The 19,115-nt window shown below is 41.0% G+C and carries 16 protein-coding genes; 3 read left to right on the top strand and 13 right to left on the bottom strand.

The genetic code is table 11. The features are described from left to right. Positions 1 to 156: 156 nt before the first annotated feature. Together ACH784_RS21560 and yjeH are read right to left on the bottom strand one after the other, a co-directional pair. The gene (locus tag ACH784_RS21560) at positions 157 to 2,526 is read right to left on the bottom strand and encodes a P-loop NTPase fold protein (RefSeq protein ID WP_404395908.1); all 2,370 of its coding nucleotides are present in this window, start codon (positions 2,524 to 2,526) and stop codon (positions 157 to 159) included. Positions 2,527 to 2,693: 167 nt separating this feature from the next. Then, a complete protein-coding gene (gene yjeH / locus ACH784_RS21555; protein WP_404395906.1) occupies positions 2,694 to 3,947 on the bottom strand; it encodes an L-methionine/branched-chain amino acid transporter in 1,254 nt (417 codons plus the stop codon). Between the two features lie 259 nt (positions 3,948 to 4,206). Here yjeH and ACH784_RS21550 point away from each other — a divergent pair, with 259 nt between their 5' ends. Beyond that, positions 4,207 to 5,103, top strand: a complete 897-nt coding sequence (locus ACH784_RS21550) for an alpha/beta fold hydrolase (RefSeq protein ID WP_404395905.1) — start codon at positions 4,207 to 4,209, stop codon at positions 5,101 to 5,103. 23 nt (positions 5,104 to 5,126) lie between these two features. Here ACH784_RS21550 and ACH784_RS21545 read toward each other — a convergent pair whose 3' ends face one another. From ACH784_RS21545 to ACH784_RS21505, 9 genes are all read right to left on the bottom strand, one after another. Continuing rightward, entirely contained in the window at positions 5,127 to 5,597 is a 471-nt protein-coding gene (locus ACH784_RS21545) for a GNAT family N-acetyltransferase (protein ID WP_404395903.1), read from the bottom strand. A 37-nt stretch (positions 5,598 to 5,634) separates the two neighbouring features. Next, the gene (locus ACH784_RS21540; protein WP_404395901.1) at positions 5,635 to 5,982 is read right to left on the bottom strand and encodes a lactoylglutathione lyase; all 348 of its coding nucleotides are present in this window, start codon (positions 5,980 to 5,982) and stop codon (positions 5,635 to 5,637) included. 101 nt (positions 5,983 to 6,083) lie between these two features. Then, positions 6,084 to 6,701, bottom strand: coding sequence for a DUF3365 domain-containing protein (locus ACH784_RS21535; protein WP_404395900.1), 618 nt, complete (start codon positions 6,699 to 6,701; stop codon positions 6,084 to 6,086). A gap of 12 nt (positions 6,702 to 6,713) precedes the next feature. Next, positions 6,714 to 7,343, bottom strand: a complete 630-nt coding sequence (locus ACH784_RS21530; RefSeq protein WP_404395898.1) for a hypothetical protein — start codon at positions 7,341 to 7,343, stop codon at positions 6,714 to 6,716. Further along, complete coding sequence (locus ACH784_RS21525) at positions 7,336 to 8,964, bottom strand: ATP-binding cassette domain-containing protein (RefSeq protein ID WP_404395897.1); 1,629 nt, start codon at positions 8,962 to 8,964, stop codon at positions 7,336 to 7,338. The genes ACH784_RS21530 and ACH784_RS21525 overlap by 8 nt, the downstream gene beginning before the upstream one ends. Continuing rightward, on the bottom strand, positions 8,954 to 10,615 hold the full coding sequence (locus ACH784_RS21520; protein ID WP_404395895.1) for an ABC transporter transmembrane domain-containing protein: 1,662 nt from the start codon (positions 10,613 to 10,615) through the stop codon (positions 8,954 to 8,956). Before ACH784_RS21520 ends, ACH784_RS21525 begins: the two co-directional genes overlap by 11 nt. Then, a complete protein-coding gene (gene cydX / locus ACH784_RS21515) occupies positions 10,608 to 10,724 on the bottom strand; it encodes a cytochrome bd-I oxidase subunit CydX (protein ID WP_010603848.1) in 117 nt (38 codons plus the stop codon). Before cydX ends, ACH784_RS21520 begins: the two co-directional genes overlap by 8 nt. 10 nt (positions 10,725 to 10,734) lie before the next feature. Then, on the bottom strand, positions 10,735 to 11,868 hold the full coding sequence (cydB, locus tag ACH784_RS21510) for a cytochrome d ubiquinol oxidase subunit II (RefSeq protein ID WP_404395893.1): 1,134 nt from the start codon (positions 11,866 to 11,868) through the stop codon (positions 10,735 to 10,737). Next, complete coding sequence (locus ACH784_RS21505) at positions 11,865 to 13,439, bottom strand: cytochrome ubiquinol oxidase subunit I (RefSeq protein ID WP_404395891.1); 1,575 nt, start codon at positions 13,437 to 13,439, stop codon at positions 11,865 to 11,867. The genes cydB and ACH784_RS21505 overlap by 4 nt, the downstream gene beginning before the upstream one ends. Positions 13,440 to 13,698: 259 nt before the next feature. Here ACH784_RS21505 and ACH784_RS21500 point away from each other — a divergent pair, with 259 nt between their 5' ends. Both ACH784_RS21500 and trpS read left to right on the top strand, forming a co-directional pair. After that, positions 13,699 to 15,021: a sigma-54 interaction domain-containing protein gene (locus tag ACH784_RS21500; RefSeq protein ID WP_404395889.1), complete on the top strand. Its 1,323-nt coding sequence runs from the start codon at positions 13,699 to 13,701 to the stop codon at positions 15,019 to 15,021. 382 nt (positions 15,022 to 15,403) lie between these two features. Further along, positions 15,404 to 16,423 (top strand): tryptophan--tRNA ligase, encoded by a 1,020-nt coding sequence (gene trpS / locus ACH784_RS21495; RefSeq protein WP_404395888.1) that lies wholly within the window; start codon positions 15,404 to 15,406, stop codon positions 16,421 to 16,423. 86 nt (positions 16,424 to 16,509) lie between these two features. Here trpS and ACH784_RS21490 read toward each other — a convergent pair whose 3' ends face one another. Together ACH784_RS21490 and ACH784_RS21485 are read right to left on the bottom strand one after the other, a co-directional pair. Further along, on the bottom strand, positions 16,510 to 17,616 hold the full coding sequence (locus ACH784_RS21490) for a GGDEF domain-containing protein (protein ID WP_404395886.1): 1,107 nt from the start codon (positions 17,614 to 17,616) through the stop codon (positions 16,510 to 16,512). A gap of 360 nt (positions 17,617 to 17,976) precedes the next feature. After that, positions 17,977 to 19,074: an HlyD family secretion protein gene (locus tag ACH784_RS21485; protein ID WP_404395885.1), complete on the bottom strand. Its 1,098-nt coding sequence runs from the start codon at positions 19,072 to 19,074 to the stop codon at positions 17,977 to 17,979. Between the last annotated feature and the right edge of the window lie 41 nt (positions 19,075 to 19,115).

Below are 19,115 nucleotides of genomic sequence, written 5' to 3'. Positions count from 1 at the left end.
GGTTAAGTCAGACATTTCATTCTTAGCGTAAATCGTCAGCAAGTAGAAACGATGCTTTTCATCGAGGAAGTAATAGATAACGCGAGATAAATATTACGGGGTCAGATCTTGCTTTATATGAGTTTTACACAATTCAAGACCTGACCCTATGATCTATTATTTCAGTGCTAGCATTTGTTCAACAAGAGCGATTGCTTCTTTTTTATTCTCATAGAATGCCTCATCTATTTCTTGTTTGTTTAAGTTGTAATTAAATCTGATTCTTATTGCTTTTAAATACTCATCCAAGGAATCTTTTAATTCAAGAGTATTTAGCATTTCCAATAACCTAGCCAATGCAGCCTTATCTAGCCTACGTAAAGTATCTTTGGAAACATTAAGACAAAACATTAACAATGTTACTTTTACCAATGGGTCACTATTTATAAAACGTGTTATTAATAAACTCAGATATTTATCAACTTCTGCAGGCTCATCTCTATGAAATCTATGTATATAGCTGAAGCTCATGTAAATATCACAAACTTGGCAAAAGGTTACATCATTAAACTGACTGCGTAACTCTACAATATCTACTATTGCAGCTTCTGAGAAAAGGTAATTTCTTAAGCCACTTTTAAAGTTCATTTTTATGGATTGCCTGACCTTCATCCCTTCAAGTAAAGAGCTAGCACTCTCAATAGGGTTGAGTGCAATTGCGGTCTTAATTAAAGATTGAGCTATATCTATATCCTCTATCTGATTATGTAACATAGCCCAACCGTAATTATTTAAAGAGTTGCTCCAGAGTTTTCTCTCATCAGAACTTTTAAAAGCATTACATAAATCGTTTAATGCGCTTAGCTCCCCTGTTACAACTTTTTGCAGTGTTTTATGAATTTTCAACTGCTTGGGGTTATTCTCATCGAGAAAACCTGAAAATAAAATATTTTTAATCCGTTCATTTTTAATAGAAAGATGGTGTTCTGTAATGTTATCTAATGACAAAGGCCTGCCTAAAGACTCTCTTTTATCATCAGGAAATGTAAAATACGTAATCAAACCAAAATGAATTAATGTATTTTCGACTATCGTTTTCATTAATGGAGTACAACCACTAAAATAATCATCGATAAAAGTATTAAATCTGAGGTCTTTAGTAGAAATGTTGCCCTGAAATATTTGATACAGAACATCATAAAGCTTTGGCCTACTGCTTTTTAAAGCATGTATTAGTAGAAGATCATAGAGTAATACCTCACCTTTCAAGCTCCCCCAAGAAGATTCAATCTGGTTTTGTAAAGATTGAAAGTCTCTAAATGATGGCAATAACAAATCTATGAGCAAAGAAAATTGATTAATATCAAAATGTGGGGCTTGAATATCTTCGTAATACCCTTTTAAATCTTCATCAATTAACGCTTCTATTAACTCAATAACGTCTCTCTTCAAATTGGGTTTAGGTAAATCAAATCTTAAGGGGCAGATACGGAGCAAGGTATCAGAAAATTGAGGTGTGTTTTCTCCAGCGAAGATATAGTCAATTCCTTTCACCCCCTCAAGCCTATCCAATAGTCCAGCAAGAGCATCAAGACTCTCAACAGCATTTTTATTACGATCAAGGTCTTGTAGTGTTACTAACAATCTCAAGTTTGAAGCACTTAATACGTCACTCAAGCTGCTCAAAACTAAATCTGGTGACGTAGGTTTATGAATGAATGCTGCAAGTATTTTAGAGGAAGTAGTTCCTGCGTTCATGGCAGAAATATAATTAGAAGGTAAAGAGCGAAACCTGCACATATCGATCTCTTTTCCTAAAGCTAACAATATTTCATCAAGAACATACTGAATAATAGATTCAGATTCTACGCCCCATAGTTCAATATTGCAGTGAACTAGCTTTGGCTGATTATTTTTATTACTGAGCTTTTCAACAGCCGAATTTATGGCCGTTGTTTTACCCACGCCAAAGGGACCACATAGTGAAATTCGTACGCTTTTATTTTGCTCCTGCTCTAGGGCAGACAAGACCTTATCTGCGATAAATTCCACTGAACTATGGATTTGAGGAGTTTGTTTTGCATCTTTTGTTATAAAGGTAGTTATTCTTGTTGTAAGTCTAGTTAAACAAGAAAGCAACGGTAAAAATACTAACCCTATAAGAAGAGGTAAAAAAATTAAAATATAATCTTGCTCAAGATAACTAGAGTTGTTTTTTAATTCAGTAAACACCCAAATAGATACAGTAAAAGTTACAGAGAGCATCAACGAGGGGTAACGCCAGTTAAATTGCCAATACCTTTTTGAGTCGTAAATTGAAAAACTATCCGCAATTTTATGAATTGCTACACCACCTAAAAACAGAAAAATATCGTAACTATAAGAACTAGTTAAATCCGAGGTATTAAATACTTTTTCAAGAAGGTTAGACCAACCAAGCCAAAGAGTTTGTATGCTTGCCGTAGAAGACAAAATTGAATAAATAAAAAAAGTGACTAAACCATAAGTAAATAATGCGGCATAACGAGAAAAAGTTATTGTATTCATCCATATACTCTAATTTTTTTCAGTATGCTAACACGCTCACAACTGTAGGAAAACTCTCTAAATTATTTAGATAGCATTAGTTAATTACTCAATCCCCCCAAGAAAGACACGAAGCTTCCACCTCATGCCTTTATCTATTTAAATATTTCTAAACACCGAACCCACCGCTAAGCATTACTCACTTTGGTAAGCTGTTTTCGTTTTTGCAGCATCACAAATGGGGTGATAACTGCCATCAAAATAAATGCATAGATCATATGTGCACCTATGCCGATAGCAAGTGCGACACAAAACCCTAGACCAAGTAAAATCATCGGGCGGTTTTTAACACTCAGTAATCGCCATGCCGCTAACATGGCGGCGGCGTAAATCACAACAAACACACCGTTCACCCAGTTAATTAAGTCTTCTAGGTCTTGTTGGCTATAAAATGTGACAATTAAAACCAGTGCAATTACCAGCATGAGCGTGGTTAGCGCGCTTAAAGGCACATTGAATTCATTACGTTTTGCCAAATAGCTTGGTAATACGCCCTGCTCAGCGAAGCTACAGATCAATCGTGCAAGGCTTGCGGTATATACGTTAACGGTTGCCAGTCCACCAGCGACGCCTAAAACGCCAATAACATAATGGCCGTTGTGACCGAATAATTCACCAAAGAACGCATTGAACAGCCCAACCATGCTGAGTGATTCATTGTTCGGATAGGCGATAACTAATAAAGTGCAGGCCACGTAAACGGCACCAACTAACACTGTGCCGATGAGCATCGCTGGGATCATGTCTTTTTCTGGGTTCCTAAAATCATCCGAAAGGTGCGACATTGCCTCGACACCTAAGAAGCTCCAAAATGCGATACCCGCAGCGCCAAGCATGGCATAGGTATCGAATGAGTTGGTGTTAAAGCTGGCCGCAGTTGGATTACTTTTTCCAAATAGTAAGATCACCAAAGCTAAAATAATCAGCGTAAGCGCAAATTGTAATTTGGCCGACACTTGAATGCCGCGTAAATTTATTAGCCATAAAAACAGTAAGGTAGAAAGCTGACCTACAAGTAAAGCTTGCCCTTGTACTGGCAAAATTTGCTGCACAAACATAAAGGTCATGACAATGGCAGCTGGTGCGCCAATTGGCACCACACACATAAACATTAAGCCAATCACTCGACCTGCAACCTTGCCAAACGCTTTTTCGACAAAATAAGCTGGCCCTGCCGCATGGGCAAAACGTGCGGCCAATTTTCCAAAAATCAGCGTGACCGGCACAATTGCCACAGTTAATAATATCCAAGCATAGAGCGCACTAAACTCTGCTTGTGCCACGGTTAATTGTGGCAATATAAATACCCCAGTGCCCAACAAAGTGGTGGCCATCATGCCCGCCCCTTGCCAGCGCCCTATGCCTTGTTTATCTGTTTTCATTTCTCGTTACCCCTTGTTATTGTGGGGCTAGTATATAAATGTTGTTCATTGCATTCTGCGCAATATCACCATCTTTAAGCCATTCAAACCGTCAAAATGACGGCTTACCCAAAAAATTCCTGCAATTCGATTGAGTAAGGTAACTTAGATTATTTTTACATCAGCCCCCTTATTCAAAGCGCGACTAGAATAATTACTCTTGCAAGCTGCTAAAATCTGTGTGAATTTATGCTAATAGATCTAAAATTCAAGGAATTAGATGTTTAAGCGCGCTCACTTATTTGCCTCTCTCTTGTTGATTGGTTTTACTTCAGTTCATGCAAACGAACATTCAAATACAGCTGTATCTCCCAGTCTTGCTCAACACGTCGATATTGATGGGTCGTCTCTATATATAGAATGTTTTGGTAAAAAAGCACCGAATATTATTGTGCATTCAGGATTTGGCGGCGCAGGTTCAGACGGCGGCTGGGAAAGTGTGATCGAATCTATCAGTAAAACCAATCGTATTTGCTTTTATGACAGAGCGAATCTTGGCAAAAGCAGCCGCTCAAAAGGCCATTACGATATTCAAGTTATCGCCAAACAACTTGATGGTTTACTAACCAAAGCCAAGGTTAAACCGCCCTATGTGATGGTGTCGCACTCTTATGGTTCTTACTCTGTGCGTGCTTACAATCATCTTTATAAAGACAAAGTTTCTGCCGTTTTGTTAGTTGACCCCACTCAATACGGCATGTTTTACAACGGCGTTGCAAAGTGGAACCCAGAAGAAGACACCTACAGCAAAGATGAAATCGCCAGAATGCAGGCCGAGCAAGCGGGTTTTAATAATCCAAATAGCAATCCTGAGCGCATAAATCACAAAACCAGTGCTGAGTTTATTCGAAATAGCGACAATTTCGGAGCAACGCCACTGACTCTGATTTGGAATAAGAACGGTATTTGGCAAGGCGGCGATGCGCCCGACACCTGGCACCCAAGAACTTGGGATAGAATGAAAACCATGTACGCCAAAGCCATTGACGACATGCACACACTCTCAACAAAACAAACTACCCGTTTTGCCAACACCGAGCAGCACAATATCTTTTTCTACGAGCCCAGTATTGTGATTGAGGAATTAAAGGCGCTGCTAGCGAAAACAAAGCCGTAATTAAAAGTGCCCGAGAGCAGCCCCTAGTCAAGATTGCTGTACATAACATGCTGCGGCCCTGAAGGCCCAGCTAAATAAAGTGTCTCTGACTCATTAAACCCAGCTTTTAAATAGCACGCTCTCGCTGCTGGGTTTTGACAATTAACGCTCAAGTATATTGCGTTAAATTGCGGGTAATGTTGCTTTATATATTCACGCAACACTTTTACTGCAAGGGTGCCGAGCCCTTTTCCTTGTTGTGATTTATCAATGACAAAAAAGCGCAAGCCAATCCCGCCTTCTGGACAAAAGTCGTAACTCGTTGCATACGCAATATCTAGTTTACAGAAACCGATAATACGCTTATTTAACTTAAAAACGTGTAAATGTGCGGTGTCACTGCCATCTTGTATAAATTCATTGGGGGTGCCTGCAAACTGCAACTGCTCGTCAGCAATACTGACCTCTAAAACATCCTCAATATGACTGTTATTGAGCCTTTCGATGGTTAACATGTTATTCCTTTAAAAATGGTTTATGGCTGAATAGGGTTTAACTATTAAACTGAGTAATGTGCCAAAGCTCGCCTGAGGGTCCCCATAGGTAAAACACTTTACCCCAGCGCTGTTGGCTGATTGGTTCAAACTTAATATCAAAACCTTCTAGTTTTTCTACTCGTTCAAAAACTTCTTCAATATCAAGTACCGAAAGCTGCATCATTAAGTTCTCTGCAAATTCTTGGTTATAAAATCGCTGTAAAAAGAAAAAGCAATTGCCATTATCAAACAGAGTTAAGTCTTCAGAAACATACTCCATGTTAAAACCTAACGCTTGATAATAACGTTTACTTTCAGCGTAATCTTTGCTCGGTATAAATACTCGAATGTCATCGACTTGCATTGTGAACTCCTTTCAATTTTTTAAAGCGTAATAAAAAACATACGGCAGATTTGTACCTTTAAAAATTACACACAAAGCAAACCGCCTGCAATTATTTAAGCTCAGTTTTTACCGCTTGATTGCGTAGCCGTTTTGTATTTAAAACTGAACGCGCCTCTTAACTCTCCAAGTTTAAAACCTGTGGCTGTATCTTTGGGATAATGCGCTTTGATTTTTGCCTGTAAGTCGTCGCTAATATTTTCGCCATGACAAGCTAGGCACACTTGCCCGGTTGGAATGGCTTTCATAAATTGGTATTCACCGCTTTGTGGGTTTAAGTTTGAATAGGACACTGTTTTTGCAGGCTCACCGCTGGCCAGCCGCTTAGCAAAATCTTGTAATATCGCTATTTCGTCAATATTGGGGGTATTCTGACTATTACGAGTTTTCAAACTTGTGCGGCTGATTTGCCACCCGTGACTCGAGTATTTTTTGGCGATTTCAGGGGCTTGCTCTTGGCATACCTCAACACCAGCAGATAGCCCGCCTTTTGCTACTGCTGCCATTAAGGTGGTTTTTAGCTCGGTTGCAAATGCATTGGTGATCTTCTTGGCTTGCATATCGAGCTGTGCTTTTTGCGCGATTGCATCATTAGCATGCACAGGGCCTGCAAATACTATTAAAGATATTGCACAGGCATAAATCGCTGTTTGTATTGTTGAACGCTTGGTTTCGGTCATCTCGCTACCTATCTAATTTTTTAAAGGGTCGGTTAAGTTATTACGGCTTAGCAGGGCTTCAAGTTGCCAAAAAGTGCGCTTTGAAGTCGAAAAAGGCTGATCTGCTGTGAATGTCGGGCAATAAATCTCACTGAATTTATCCCACTTTATGCTGCTTTGTTTGAGTACATTGCCCATGCTACTTGATGAAAACTCAAGTACATTAGATGGCAAACAGAACACGATGTTGTCACAAACAAGTAGCGATACTTTAGAGCTCTTTGCCTTGATATATTGAATGGCGAGCATTAAATGGCCTAAGTGCAGCATCTCATTATGCTCAAGCATGTCACCATTACTTACATCTAACGGGGCATGGTTTGGTGTATTTGTTAAACACGCTTTTGCTAGCATCAATTGCCCCGTAAATCGCTGCGCTAACTGGTTCACCCACCTCAGTTGGGCATTGGCATCGCAAGCGATTAACCACCACTGTGTTTCGCACGGGCAGTTTTCAAGTCGTTCAACCATATAGTCGTGTTTTTTCTGATCAGAAATACAAAGTGCAATTACCGCACAATAAGGCGTTAACGTATCCCTAATTAAATAAGCAATTAGCTGGTTATCTAAAACTATCTCAATGACATCTAAGGACTCAGCCATAGCACTTTTCCTCTGAGCCATTTTCTTTAGAAAATACACGATCATTTTCAATATCAATACACTGATTAAGCATTAAGGTTTGCGGCACAATATGGCTAGCAATCAGCACGATACAGGTTTTACTCAATTGATTAATAAGCCGAACCATAAGTGCAATATTGTGATTGTCGAGCGCTTCAAAAGGTTCATCTAGTAGCACCACATCGGGCTTAAATAACAAGGCTCGTGCGAGGTTCAGGCGTTGTCTTTCGCCACCAGAGAGCTGTCTGCCACCTGATCCTAGCCATTGCGTTAATGCGCCTAGGTAAGACAAATTAACGTCATTGAGCACCTGCTGTAGTGTGTCTTGCTCTATTTCATGACCTAAAGAAAGATTCTCAGCCAAAGTGCCATCTAATACGGGAGCTGATTGCCCGCAGTAAACAATGCGCTCATGTAATTTGCCAAATTGTTGGACGATGGATTGTTGATTAAACGAGATGTCGCCTTGAAATTGCTGAAGCCCGGCAATTGCTTTTAATAACGACGACTTACCAGCCCCGGAGCTGCCCTCAAATAAATAGCAACCGGCATGATTTATTTCGATAGAAATGGGCAATCGTTGCACGCTGCAAGCGGTTACATTATTAAGGCTCAGCGCATGAATTGTTTGGCTATGCCGGGTAATTTGGGGTGACGATGACTGCGCTTTTTTATCGGTTGTATTCACCAGAGCTTTTTCAGCATCACCTTGTTTGGCTTGAATAAAATCTACTAGCCCAGATTGTGAATGCAGTAGCTTGCCAAGCCAATCGTTAACGCTTAGCAATAACATGGGCACTAAAATAAATAATGCATTTTGCGATGCCGCGCCAGCATACTGCGTAAAAAGCAGATACAAAGCTAAAATGGCGAAAAGCTGCAAACAGAGTTGGCCGTAAAAAATCGCCTTTTGCTGTGATTGTTGCGCGTTTAACAGCTGAGAGGTTGATGCGAATTGACTGTTTTTTTGTTGTATATGTTTGTCTAAAAACTCAGTTTGAAGATGCCAAAGTGGTGAGCTGTGTAACTTATCGTCGAATTCAGTGACAAAGCGCTCTTTTTGTTTGGCAATTTTGACCGCTTGTTTTAAGCCAAACACAATGAGCAGCGCGTAAACTAAAATAAAAGCAAATGTTACACACAACACATAAATAAGATGACTTGGAATAAGCAAGTAAACACTGATATTTAGCAGCAGTAAGGTTATAAACATCGCAGCATTTTGATTTACCCAAGCAATCCAAAGCGCAGCTTGTTGCTCTGTGGTGGTGCTCATTGCCTCAACCTGCGCGCTGCTTTTAACTTGCTCAAGCAAGCTTAAGTTGTTCAAACTTGTTGCAAATAGCGTCATGCGTTTGGTTTGTAACGATTTAAAAAAGCCACTGTGGCCAACCAACAAGGCTGCATAACCCGATGCAATGCGAATAAGCGCTAAGGCCCGAATAATAACGGCGGGTAACATGTAATTTAAGCTACTGCCCATCACGCTTGCCGCCGCAATAAACCAACTCGAAACCAGCAGTAACCCCATTGCCGCTAGGCTATAAGCCACACTCAGTAACAGCGCCAATAAGTTGGTTTTTAGTGTATTAGTTTGCATGACAAAGCACCTCGCCTAGCTCGTTGATGTGCCAAATATGACTAAACCAGCGCTGTGACTGCGGCTTATGACACGCCCAAATAACGGTTTTATCTTTTAAAACCGTTTCAATTAAATGGCAGAGTCGTAAATGTTGCGCGTCACTTAAAAACGCGGTGGGCTCGTCGAGTAAATACAGGTCGGCATCACACAATAATAACCTTGCTAAACTTAAGCGCTGCTTTTCACCGCCAGAAAGTGGCGGACACTCATCCATCGGCGTATTAAGCCCCTGCTTTAAATTTTTGTACCAAGCCATTAGCTCAACTTTTTCTAACATCGCAAAAAGCGCTTTATCAGAGATTGGGTTATTGAGTGCTAAGTTGTCGCGCACCGTGCCGCGCAAAATACAGGGAGATTGTGTCAGCAGCGCCACTTTTTGTGTGGTTTGGTGACTGGCTTGGCGCTGTTTGCTAAGCGCTTCAAATAACAGCGTTTTACCGGCACCTGAAGGGGCACTTAGCCAAATGTGCTGGCTACGCTCAACAAATAAATGCTTTGCAAAAACCGGCGTATTAACGACCTGAAAGTCATACCAATCTATGCTAGGAGATTGCTGTACATCGGCACTTTGTTGACTGTTACAAAGCACACTAGCCAGCTCTGATGCCGCAACTTGGGCAGCGGCTTTTTGGTGGTATAAATTGCCCAATTGTTTAAGTTCACTAAACACCATAGGCACAGCGATGAGTAAAAATAAGCCATCGGCAAATACCAGTTTGGGCCCTAAATTTATCTCTTCTAACAGGTTAAACCCGACATAAACGGCAATGAGTGCCATCGACAGCGTTGAAAAAAAATCTAACACAGTTTGGTTTAAAAAAGCCACTTGAAGCACTTTCATGGTGCTGGAATTAAGCGTGTTTGAACTTTGCTCAAGACGCTGTGTTTGTTGCCTGTTGGCAGAAAATACATTGATCAATTCAATGTTGCTAAGGCGATTGGCAAACATACTGCCTAAACGCTCAAATGCCACAAAATAGGTGTTATGTAAGTGCTTTGCGCCTTTGCCTATGATGATCATAAATAGCGGCACCACAGGCAAACACACTAATAAAATAATAAATACAAACCAGTTTACATAAGCAATCACGCCAAGCAATAACAAAGGCGTAACCACCGCAAGCCATTTTTGCAATTGAAATTCACTGATAAATTTCACCATCGCATGCAGGTGCTCGGTGCTTAGTTGCTGCCAGTAAAAATGACTATGTTGACGAACTAACGCGTGTTGCCCTTGTTTAAAAGCGCCATGTAATTGCGCTTCTAAATCGGCCAAGCTGCTTGCCTGTAACGCCATTAGGCGGTTATGAGCAAAAAGGTTCAGTATTAAGCTTGAAACCAGTGCCCCAACTAAAACATTGAGCGTCCATTCATAGTGTGTGTTTGCGCTAAAAAAATGACTCATAACCAGACTACTTGCATCACTTGCGAGCAATCTGGCCACTAAAAAACTAAATGCTGCGAAAGCCGTCAGCTGGCATAAAAAGGCACCGCTTTTAAAAGCTAACACACCCAGCAGCGCATTTTTTACTTTGTGCTGCTGGCTATGTAACAGCTCGGTAGCGGCGACCTCCATGTCGCCAGTTGATGCGTGATTGTGTTTAATCATCGCTGGTGTCGTCTCTGTCCATGTCTTCGGTGGCTTCTAGCCACATCGCATTAATAATGCCGAAAGAACACGCTAATAAAACACCTAAAATCCAAGTGAAATACCACATAAGCCACTCCTTAATAAATTGTGTGTGGTTTATCTAAATCTTGCGCTTTAATGCGCCCGCGCATCACATAAAAACTGTATGCGGTGTAACTCAATACAATTGGCACAAAAATACAGGCAACGATAAACATGGTTTTGAGCGTTAAATAACTCGATGTGGCATCCCACACTGTTAAACTCGCGTTTGGCATGCTGCTACTTGGCATAAGGAATGGGAACATGGCAGCGCCTGCGGTTAAAATAATGCCTGCCATCATCAATGACGACATTAAAAACGCCCAGCCACCGCGCTGTTGCTTGCTAAACCATGCAGAGCCAAGCCCCGCAAAAATGCCAAGTACAGGGGCAACTAGCATCCACGAATAAGTGCTGTAATTGTTAAGCCATGCGCCCGATACCGCTTCAACCGTTTTAGTCAGCGGGTTTGATGTTGCTAAAGGATCAACGCTTGAGGTGATCACATAACCGTCAATATTGGCAACGACCACACCCGCTAACATAAAGAGCAACACAGTCACTAATGACAAATAGAACGACACAATGCGCGCGCGTGCGAGTAAATTTCCTTCGGTTTTAAGTTGTAACCAGTTAGCGCCATGGGTCAGCAACATAGCGACCGATACCAGCCCTGCTAAAATAGCAAACGGATTAAGCAAGCCAAAAAAACTGCCGGTATAAGTCGGGCGCAAGGTGTTATCAAATTCAAATGGTACGCCTAGTAGTAAATTACCGAACGCCACACCAAAGATAAGTGCAGGTACTAAACCGCCACAAAATAGCGCCCAGTCCCACGCTGTACGCCAGGTTTTACTCGGCAATTTACTGCGATAGTCAAAGCCAATTGGGCGCATCCATAAGGCAATGAGTGTTAGCGCTAAAGCGATATAAAACCCCGAAAAAGCTGCCGCATAAATCAGCGGCCAAGCCGCAAAAATTGCGCCGCCAGCAGTAATAAACCACACTTGGTTACCATCCCAATGGGGGCCGATTGTATTGATCATCACGCGACGATCTTCGTCGCTTTTGCCTACTAAGGTAAGCAGTGCTCCCACGCCTAAGTCAAACCCATCGGTAATGGCAAAACCAATTAGTAATACGCCTACTAAGCCCCACCACACTATGCGTAAAAATTCATAATCAATCATGATTGTGCTCCTTCAGCCGATAGTTGCGCATTGCCATCGAAAGGTGTGCTTTGCTTTTCTGGCACAGGTCCTTTTTTGGCGTATTTCTTCATTAAATAGAAGCCAATAACAAACATCACCGCATAAAAACTGGTGTAAGCAATTAAGGTAAACCACACTTCACCCACGGTTAAGTTTGATACCGAAGCATGCACAGGTAGCACCTCGGCAATTGACCACGGCTGGCGACCAAACTCTGCGACAAACCAACCCGCTTCAGAGGCAATCCAAGGCAGAGGTAAAGAGAACAGCGACAGTTTTAACAGCCATTTTGGTTTGGTGATTTGATGTTTAGTGCTGTAATAAAATGCTGCCGCAAAAACGAATAGCATAATAAAGCCCGAGAACACCATAATTCTGAAACTCCAGAAAAGGGGCGCAACTGGTGGAATGCTGTAGTTGACCGCTTTTTCGATGGCTTCTTCACTTGGATTCACAAAATCATTGGTGAATGGCTCTAATAACATGGCATAGCCCAAGTCTTTTTTATGTGCTTCAAACTGTGCCATTTGTGCTTCTGTTGCGTTACCACTGCGCACGGTATCGAGTAAGTTTTTAGCAACTAATCCAGATAAAATACGCTCACGATGCAGTACTTTGTGCTCTTTAATGCCTATCACTTCTTCATCAAGCGAGCGCGTCGCGATAATGCCCATCAGCCAAGGAATGCGCACCGCATATTCGGCTTCTTCTTTTTCATCGTTGGGAATAGCAAACAGCGTAAATGGTGCAGGTGCAGGATGAGTATCGTATTCGGCTTCAACTGCTGCGAGTTTTACTTTTTGTACATCGCCAAGCTCATAGCCACTTTCATCACCGAGCACAATCACCGATAAAATTGACGCTAAACCAAAGCTTGCTGCAATTGCAAATGAGCGACGCGCAAAGGCAATATGCTTATGTTTTAACAGGTAATAGCTCGAGATAGCTAAGACAAACATTGCGCCTGTGACATAACCTGCTGATACGGTATGCACAAATTTAACTTGGGCAACGGGATTAAACATCACCTCAGCAAAACTGGTCATTTCCATACGCATCGACTCGAAGTTGAACTCTGCGCCTACCGGGTGCTGCATCCAACCATTGGCAATTAAGATCCAAAGCGCCGAAAAGTTAGAACCTAACGCCACAAGCCAAGTTGCCATAAGGTGCCTGACCTTTGACATTTTATCCCAGCCAAAAAAGAACAAGCCAACGAACGTAGATTCTAAGAAAAACGCCATTAACCCTTCAATTGCCAGCGGTGCACCAAAAATATCACCGACATAATGGGAGTAATATGCCCAGTTCATACCAAACTGGAACTCCATGGTTAATCCCGTAGCCACACCAAGGGCGAAGTTAATACCAAATAACTTTCCCCAAAACTTAGTCATGGTTTTATAGATTTCTTTTCCCGTCATCACATATACCGATTCCATAATGGCCAGCATAAAGCTCAGGCCCAAGGTCAGCGGTACAAATATGAAGTGGAACATGGCGGTAAGTGCAAATTGCCAACGTGACAATTCGACCAATGCTTCATTCATTTCGAACTCCTTTAGATTAGGTTACTTCTTGTTATCGCAGAAAACATACCAACCTTAGTTGTAGTCGATAAATAAAATAAAGCATTGTTTTTAATCGTTAATTTTACATTTCAAAAATTCATTCGATAAAAACAATAATTATTAAGTGACATTTTTGTCAGACAGAACGAGATTAAAAGACACTTTTGTCACGACGGTTTTTTTGCAGTACACTCGCTTTAGTTAAACGGTAACAAACTAACTTGGATAAGTGTGCAATATGGCAAATTCGGTGATCCAAGGTTTAATCAATATTATTGATAAACCAGCAATTTTTATTGACCTAAACTATGCCATTGTGGCGGTGAATAACGCCTATCGCGATACCTATCAAACCCCAATTGAGCTGGGTAAAAGTACCTGCTTTGCCATATCGCATAAGGCAAATAAACCCTGCGATCAAATGGGTGAAGCTTGCCCCATGCTCGAGTGCAAAAAAACCAACAAGCCCACCAGTGTCGTGCATATTCACGATACCCATTTAGGTAAGCAATATTGCGATATTGTGATGAAGCCTATTTTTGACGAAAACGATGTTTTAATGGGCTTTGTTGAGATCCTCGATAAAATTGACTTTGCCTCAGTAAAAGCGCAAAAGAATAAAATGCTCGGCCAGTCTGATGCCTTTAAAGCGCTACTCAATAAAGTAAACCGCGCAGCCAAAACTGAAATCTCGGTATTATTACAAGGCGAAACCGGCACAGGTAAAGAATTAGTTGCTCGCGCGTTGCACGATGCAAGTAGGCGTAAAGAAAAGCCGTTTATTGTTATTGAATGTTCTGGTTTACCCGAACAGCTATTCGAGTCTGAGTTATTTGGTCACGAAAAAGGCGCGTTTACTGGTGCCACAAGCCAAAAGAAAGGCTTGGTCGAAATTGTCGAAGGCGGCACTTTGTTTTTTGATGAGATAGGTGATGTACCGCTTAATATGCAAGTAAAACTGCTGCGATTAATTGAAACACAAAGCTTTCGTGCAGTAGGCAGCTTAAGACAAAAACGAACAGATTTTCGCTTAGTCTGCGCAAGCCATAAAAACCTGTTAGAAATGGTTGAAAAAGGCGAGTTTAGAAAAGATTTATATTATCGAATTGCCACTTTTCCGATAAATTTACCGTCACTGCAAAGCCGCCAAGCTGACATTGCCTTGTTGGCTAAGTTCTTTTTAAAACACTCTGAATTTAAGGACAAACACTTCAGTGAAGCGGCACTTAAAAGGCTCTCGCAATATGCTTACCCCGGTAATATTAGAGAGTTAAAAAGCATCGTATTGCAAGCTGCTATTTTGGCCGATGACGATGTCATTTACGACACCGACATCCCTTTCGAAAACACAGCTAATTTGCAGCCTAACGCAGATTTGGCACAGCCAAATTATGACGAGGTATTTGAAGTGCTATCGCTAGAGCAGGCTGAGCATACCTTCTTAGCGAAAGCTGTTGAACATTTCCAAGGTAGCACCGAAGAGTTGGCCCTTAAACTCGGTGTCAGTAGCCGTACTTTGTATCGCAAACTCACTAAATATGGTTTGTCGCTTACAAAGTAACTAATACCAATTCACTTAAATAGCTGAACATCCTAGCGGGCTAAATATCATGCTAACTGCGTTAGAATTTATCAATGTAGAACAACTACATAAGAAAAATTCCGCCTTGTTACCATTTCATTTATCCAGCGCTATCCCTGATCACATACTTAACAGAATTGGTATAAACAAAATCTTTGATTGTGAAATTTGTAGAGGTTTGCTAATTTGTGCGTGTTATGAAAAATACATTACATATTTCTACTAATACATCATTTACATCTTGGTGGCGCTCACAATAGAGCGGCGCAGGATTTTCACATTCTTAAGCTGCTGGTAGGTAGCTTAAGCAACATGTCTTTTTTGTATCTCCAGTAGCTATTTTTTATCTTGGAGATACACAATGAAACAGACAACATCACAGCAAAAAGAAATTATTTTAACCGGCGATAGAGCCACAGGCCCTTTGCATTTAGGGCATTATGTTGGCTCATTAAAACAACGAATTCAGCTGCAACATGAGCACGAACAAGCCATTTTAGTCGCCGATATGCAGGGCCTAACCGATAATGCCCACACCCCAAAGAAAGTCAGCGAAAACATTTTAAATGTGGTGGCTGATTATTTAGCTGTGGGGATCGACCCTGTTAAAACCACTATTTGTTTGCAATCAAAACTGTCAGCACTTGCTGAACTCACCATGTTTTACAGTAATTTAGTTACTATTTCGCGCTTAGAGCGCAACCCAACAGTGAAAAGTGAAATTCAAAGTAAAGCCTTTAATCGCAGTGTTCCCGCGGGGTTTTTAACCTACCCAATTTCGCAAGCCGCGGATATCACTGCGTTTAACGCCACGCTTATTCCGGTGGGTGATGATCAACTGCCGATGCTTGAGCAAACCAATGAAATAGTAAGAAAAATAAACTCACTTGCGGGCAAACCGATTTTAAATGAATGCCGCGCTTTGTTGAGTAATGCACCGCGCTTACCAAGTACCGACGGTAAAAACAAAATGTCTAAAACCATGGGCAACACCATTAATTTAGGTGCAAGTGAAAAAGACATTCGTACCGCGGTGAAGTCGATGTATACCGACCCAAATCACTTGCGAGTAGAAGACCCTGGGCAAGTTGAGGGCAATGTGGTTTTTACCTACCTTGATGCGTTTCACCCAGACACCGCCTATGTTGCTGAGCTTAAACAGCAATATAAAACGGGCGGTTTAGGCGATGGTACAACCAAAAAGATTTTAGAAGACTGCTTGCAAACACTAATCGCCCCAATTCGCGAAAAACGCGCGATGTATTTAAATGATAAAGCCCAACTAATCGATATTTTGCGTAAAGGCAGCGAACACGCCGACCGTAAAACGCAGCAAGTTTTGTTTGATGTAAAAGAGGTGTTTGGTCTCAATCTATTTTGAAAGTGGCATAACCAAAATGATAGCGCGCACGTGTTTATCTGCGCGTTATTAAAGAGTTATCAAGGTATACACTATATTTTAGCTCATTAAAGCGCGGCGTATTCGACTCTATTTTTGCCGTTATTCTTTGCTTTATACATGGCTGAATCGGCTAAATCATAGAGCTGATGTAACTTAATGTTCATTTGCGCTTGATAGCGCACCACTCCAATACTGGCCGTTAGCGCAATTTCATGCCCTTGCGTGGAGCAAATCGAAGCACTTAATGCTTGCTGAAAGTTTTCTGCACTTTTCATAGCTGAATTTTCGTTATCATCGAGCACGATAATGGCAAACTCTTCACCGCCAACGCGCGAGATAATGTCGGTCTCTCTTGTAAAAACTTGCTTAAGCACCTTAGCAACATGAATAAGACAATCATCACCTGCGGTATGGCTATAGCTGTCGTTGATACGTTTAAAGTCATCGATATCACATAAAATGAGACCCATTGCTTGCTTAGTACGGTTACTTGCAGCCAACGCTTTCTCTAATTGGTGATTAAACTCTCTGCGGTTGAACAAACCCGTTAAGCCATCAGTAATAGACAACACTTCAAGCTCAACGAGCGCGGCTTCTAGCTGAAGTTTGTTATCCAAGTGATCATGATATTCTTTGTGACTATTTTTGGCGGTTAACATTAAATACGGCATGTACAGCACAAGTGCGAATGCAGCAACTTGCAACGAAGGCTGAAATAAAACGATAACCCCCAAGGTCGGTATTAAACATAACAAACTACAAAACAAAGCCCTTTTCAATTGTGGGCTAAACTGGTGAGCAATCGCAGTCGAAAAATTGATTGTACTGACTAAGCCAAAAATAAAAGCGCTGCTTAAACCAAACTGATAAACAGTCCAACTAAAAAACAGCGACCAAGTTGCAACACAACAAAACACTAAAACCCAATGCTTGTGAACAAACTTATCTAATGAAGCTTGCCCGTTTTCGGGAGGGCGAGCTGTCAAACGAATGATTGCGACAATACTCAACACACCCAGTGCTGCAATAAATGGCACAGAGGTAGACGTATGGAAACCTGCTAGCAAGCCTGTAATAAGAGTCGATAAGACATAAAAAACAGGACCTATCTTAGATCGAGTAAATAAATCATTGCATAAGTACTGGTAGGCGAGATCTTTTTTATTATGCATAGTGACAAGCAGAACACGTAAAATAATAACCAAAAATATTAGACATGCTTTTGATATACCCCACGGCTTAAATTCGGCAACTACATTATTGCCCCAAAGTTAATAAATAACATTAAAACCCCAAAAATGTAATACTAAAGTTTATATTTTTTAGCTTTGAGATTTATAAGAAAAATTGAATTTAAACAGAACAAATGTGTAAAAGCTCACTGCTCTTGATATATGAAAAGTAATATTTTTCGCTCTTACTAAATGAAAGTATGACATTTTTTGTTAGTAATGCTCATCAACATGTAGCCACTCAGCGACTACTGAGCGGCCTCGAAAACTTACAATAAACAAACAACTTAATTGCATTTATTACAACAAGCCATTTTCTTCAAATAAAGCGAATGCTTGCTCAACCTTTTGATGTTTAAACCTGACATCAATTGGTAACCCTTCGACCTGAAAATGGTTTGGGATCGGTAAACTTAAAGTAATTTTTAGTGCAGTTTTTTCACCCTCAAATGGCCCCATTAAAAAACTTGGCAAACGAGAAGTTAACTCGGTGGGTTCACTGATCCTTGCATTAAGCTTAGTGCCATCTGGAAAGCGAATTTGCGCCTCTTGTCCTATATTCGAGTATTCAAGGTGCTTTGGGTCTAAATAGGCGACTACTTTACTTTCTTTCTGAGTATCAATGAGTAATAAAGGCTGCCCTGCAGTGACACGATCACCAGTTTGCACCAATACGTCTTCTATTCGCCCTGCATTGTCGGTTTTTATAAACAGCGACTGCTTAAGTGCAGCTAAACGCGAAAACTCATAGCTTAGATCATTATATCTTTGCCCTTTTAAGCCAAAACGGCGCTCTAGTTCTTGACGTTCTTTCTCTCTTGAAATATCAACTTTAGTTTGCTCATACGCCATTTGTGCAGCATTGTACGCATTTACCGCACTGGCTAAATCGGCTGCGGGGATCACCCCTTTTTGCTTAAAACTTTCGTATTTTTCAAGTAACTCTTTTTGTCGCTGAACACCTTGTTTGGCGACTTTTTTACGTTGCTCTAACTGACTTAAAATGATCTGACTTTGTGGCATTTGCTGGGTGTAAAGCATCATCATTTGTCGGTTAATTTCGTTGTATTGTGCTTCAAGTTCTGTATTGCTCAGTACCAGTAAATCTTGAGCTTGTTCAACATTCATCGCCTTACTGACATGCACAGATTTAATCACGCCATCGTATGGCGCTCGAATAGTAAGCGGTTCACTAGTCACTATGCCAGGGGCCACAATTGACACTTTGGGGAAAAGAAATAACCATAAAACTAACCCTATCGGAGACGTCACCAATAGTACTAAGAGATACCAGCGGAACTGATAGGCGGCGCGCTTGCTTCCTGCGTAAGCCACATTCAGCCCTTTCTCAACTTGCGGATTTTCAGACTTGGTACTTCCATTAAACCTAATTTTCATCTTTTAAAACCTAACGAGAACTTAAAACACTTAATAAACCT

Origin of the sequence: Pseudoalteromonas phenolica (assembly GCF_044788725.1) — a bacterium.
Taxonomy (GTDB): domain Bacteria; phylum Pseudomonadota; class Gammaproteobacteria; order Enterobacterales; family Alteromonadaceae; genus Pseudoalteromonas; species Pseudoalteromonas phenolica_C.
Note: the sequence above shows the minus strand (reverse complement) of the source record. Positions and strands in the feature narration are given on the sequence as shown.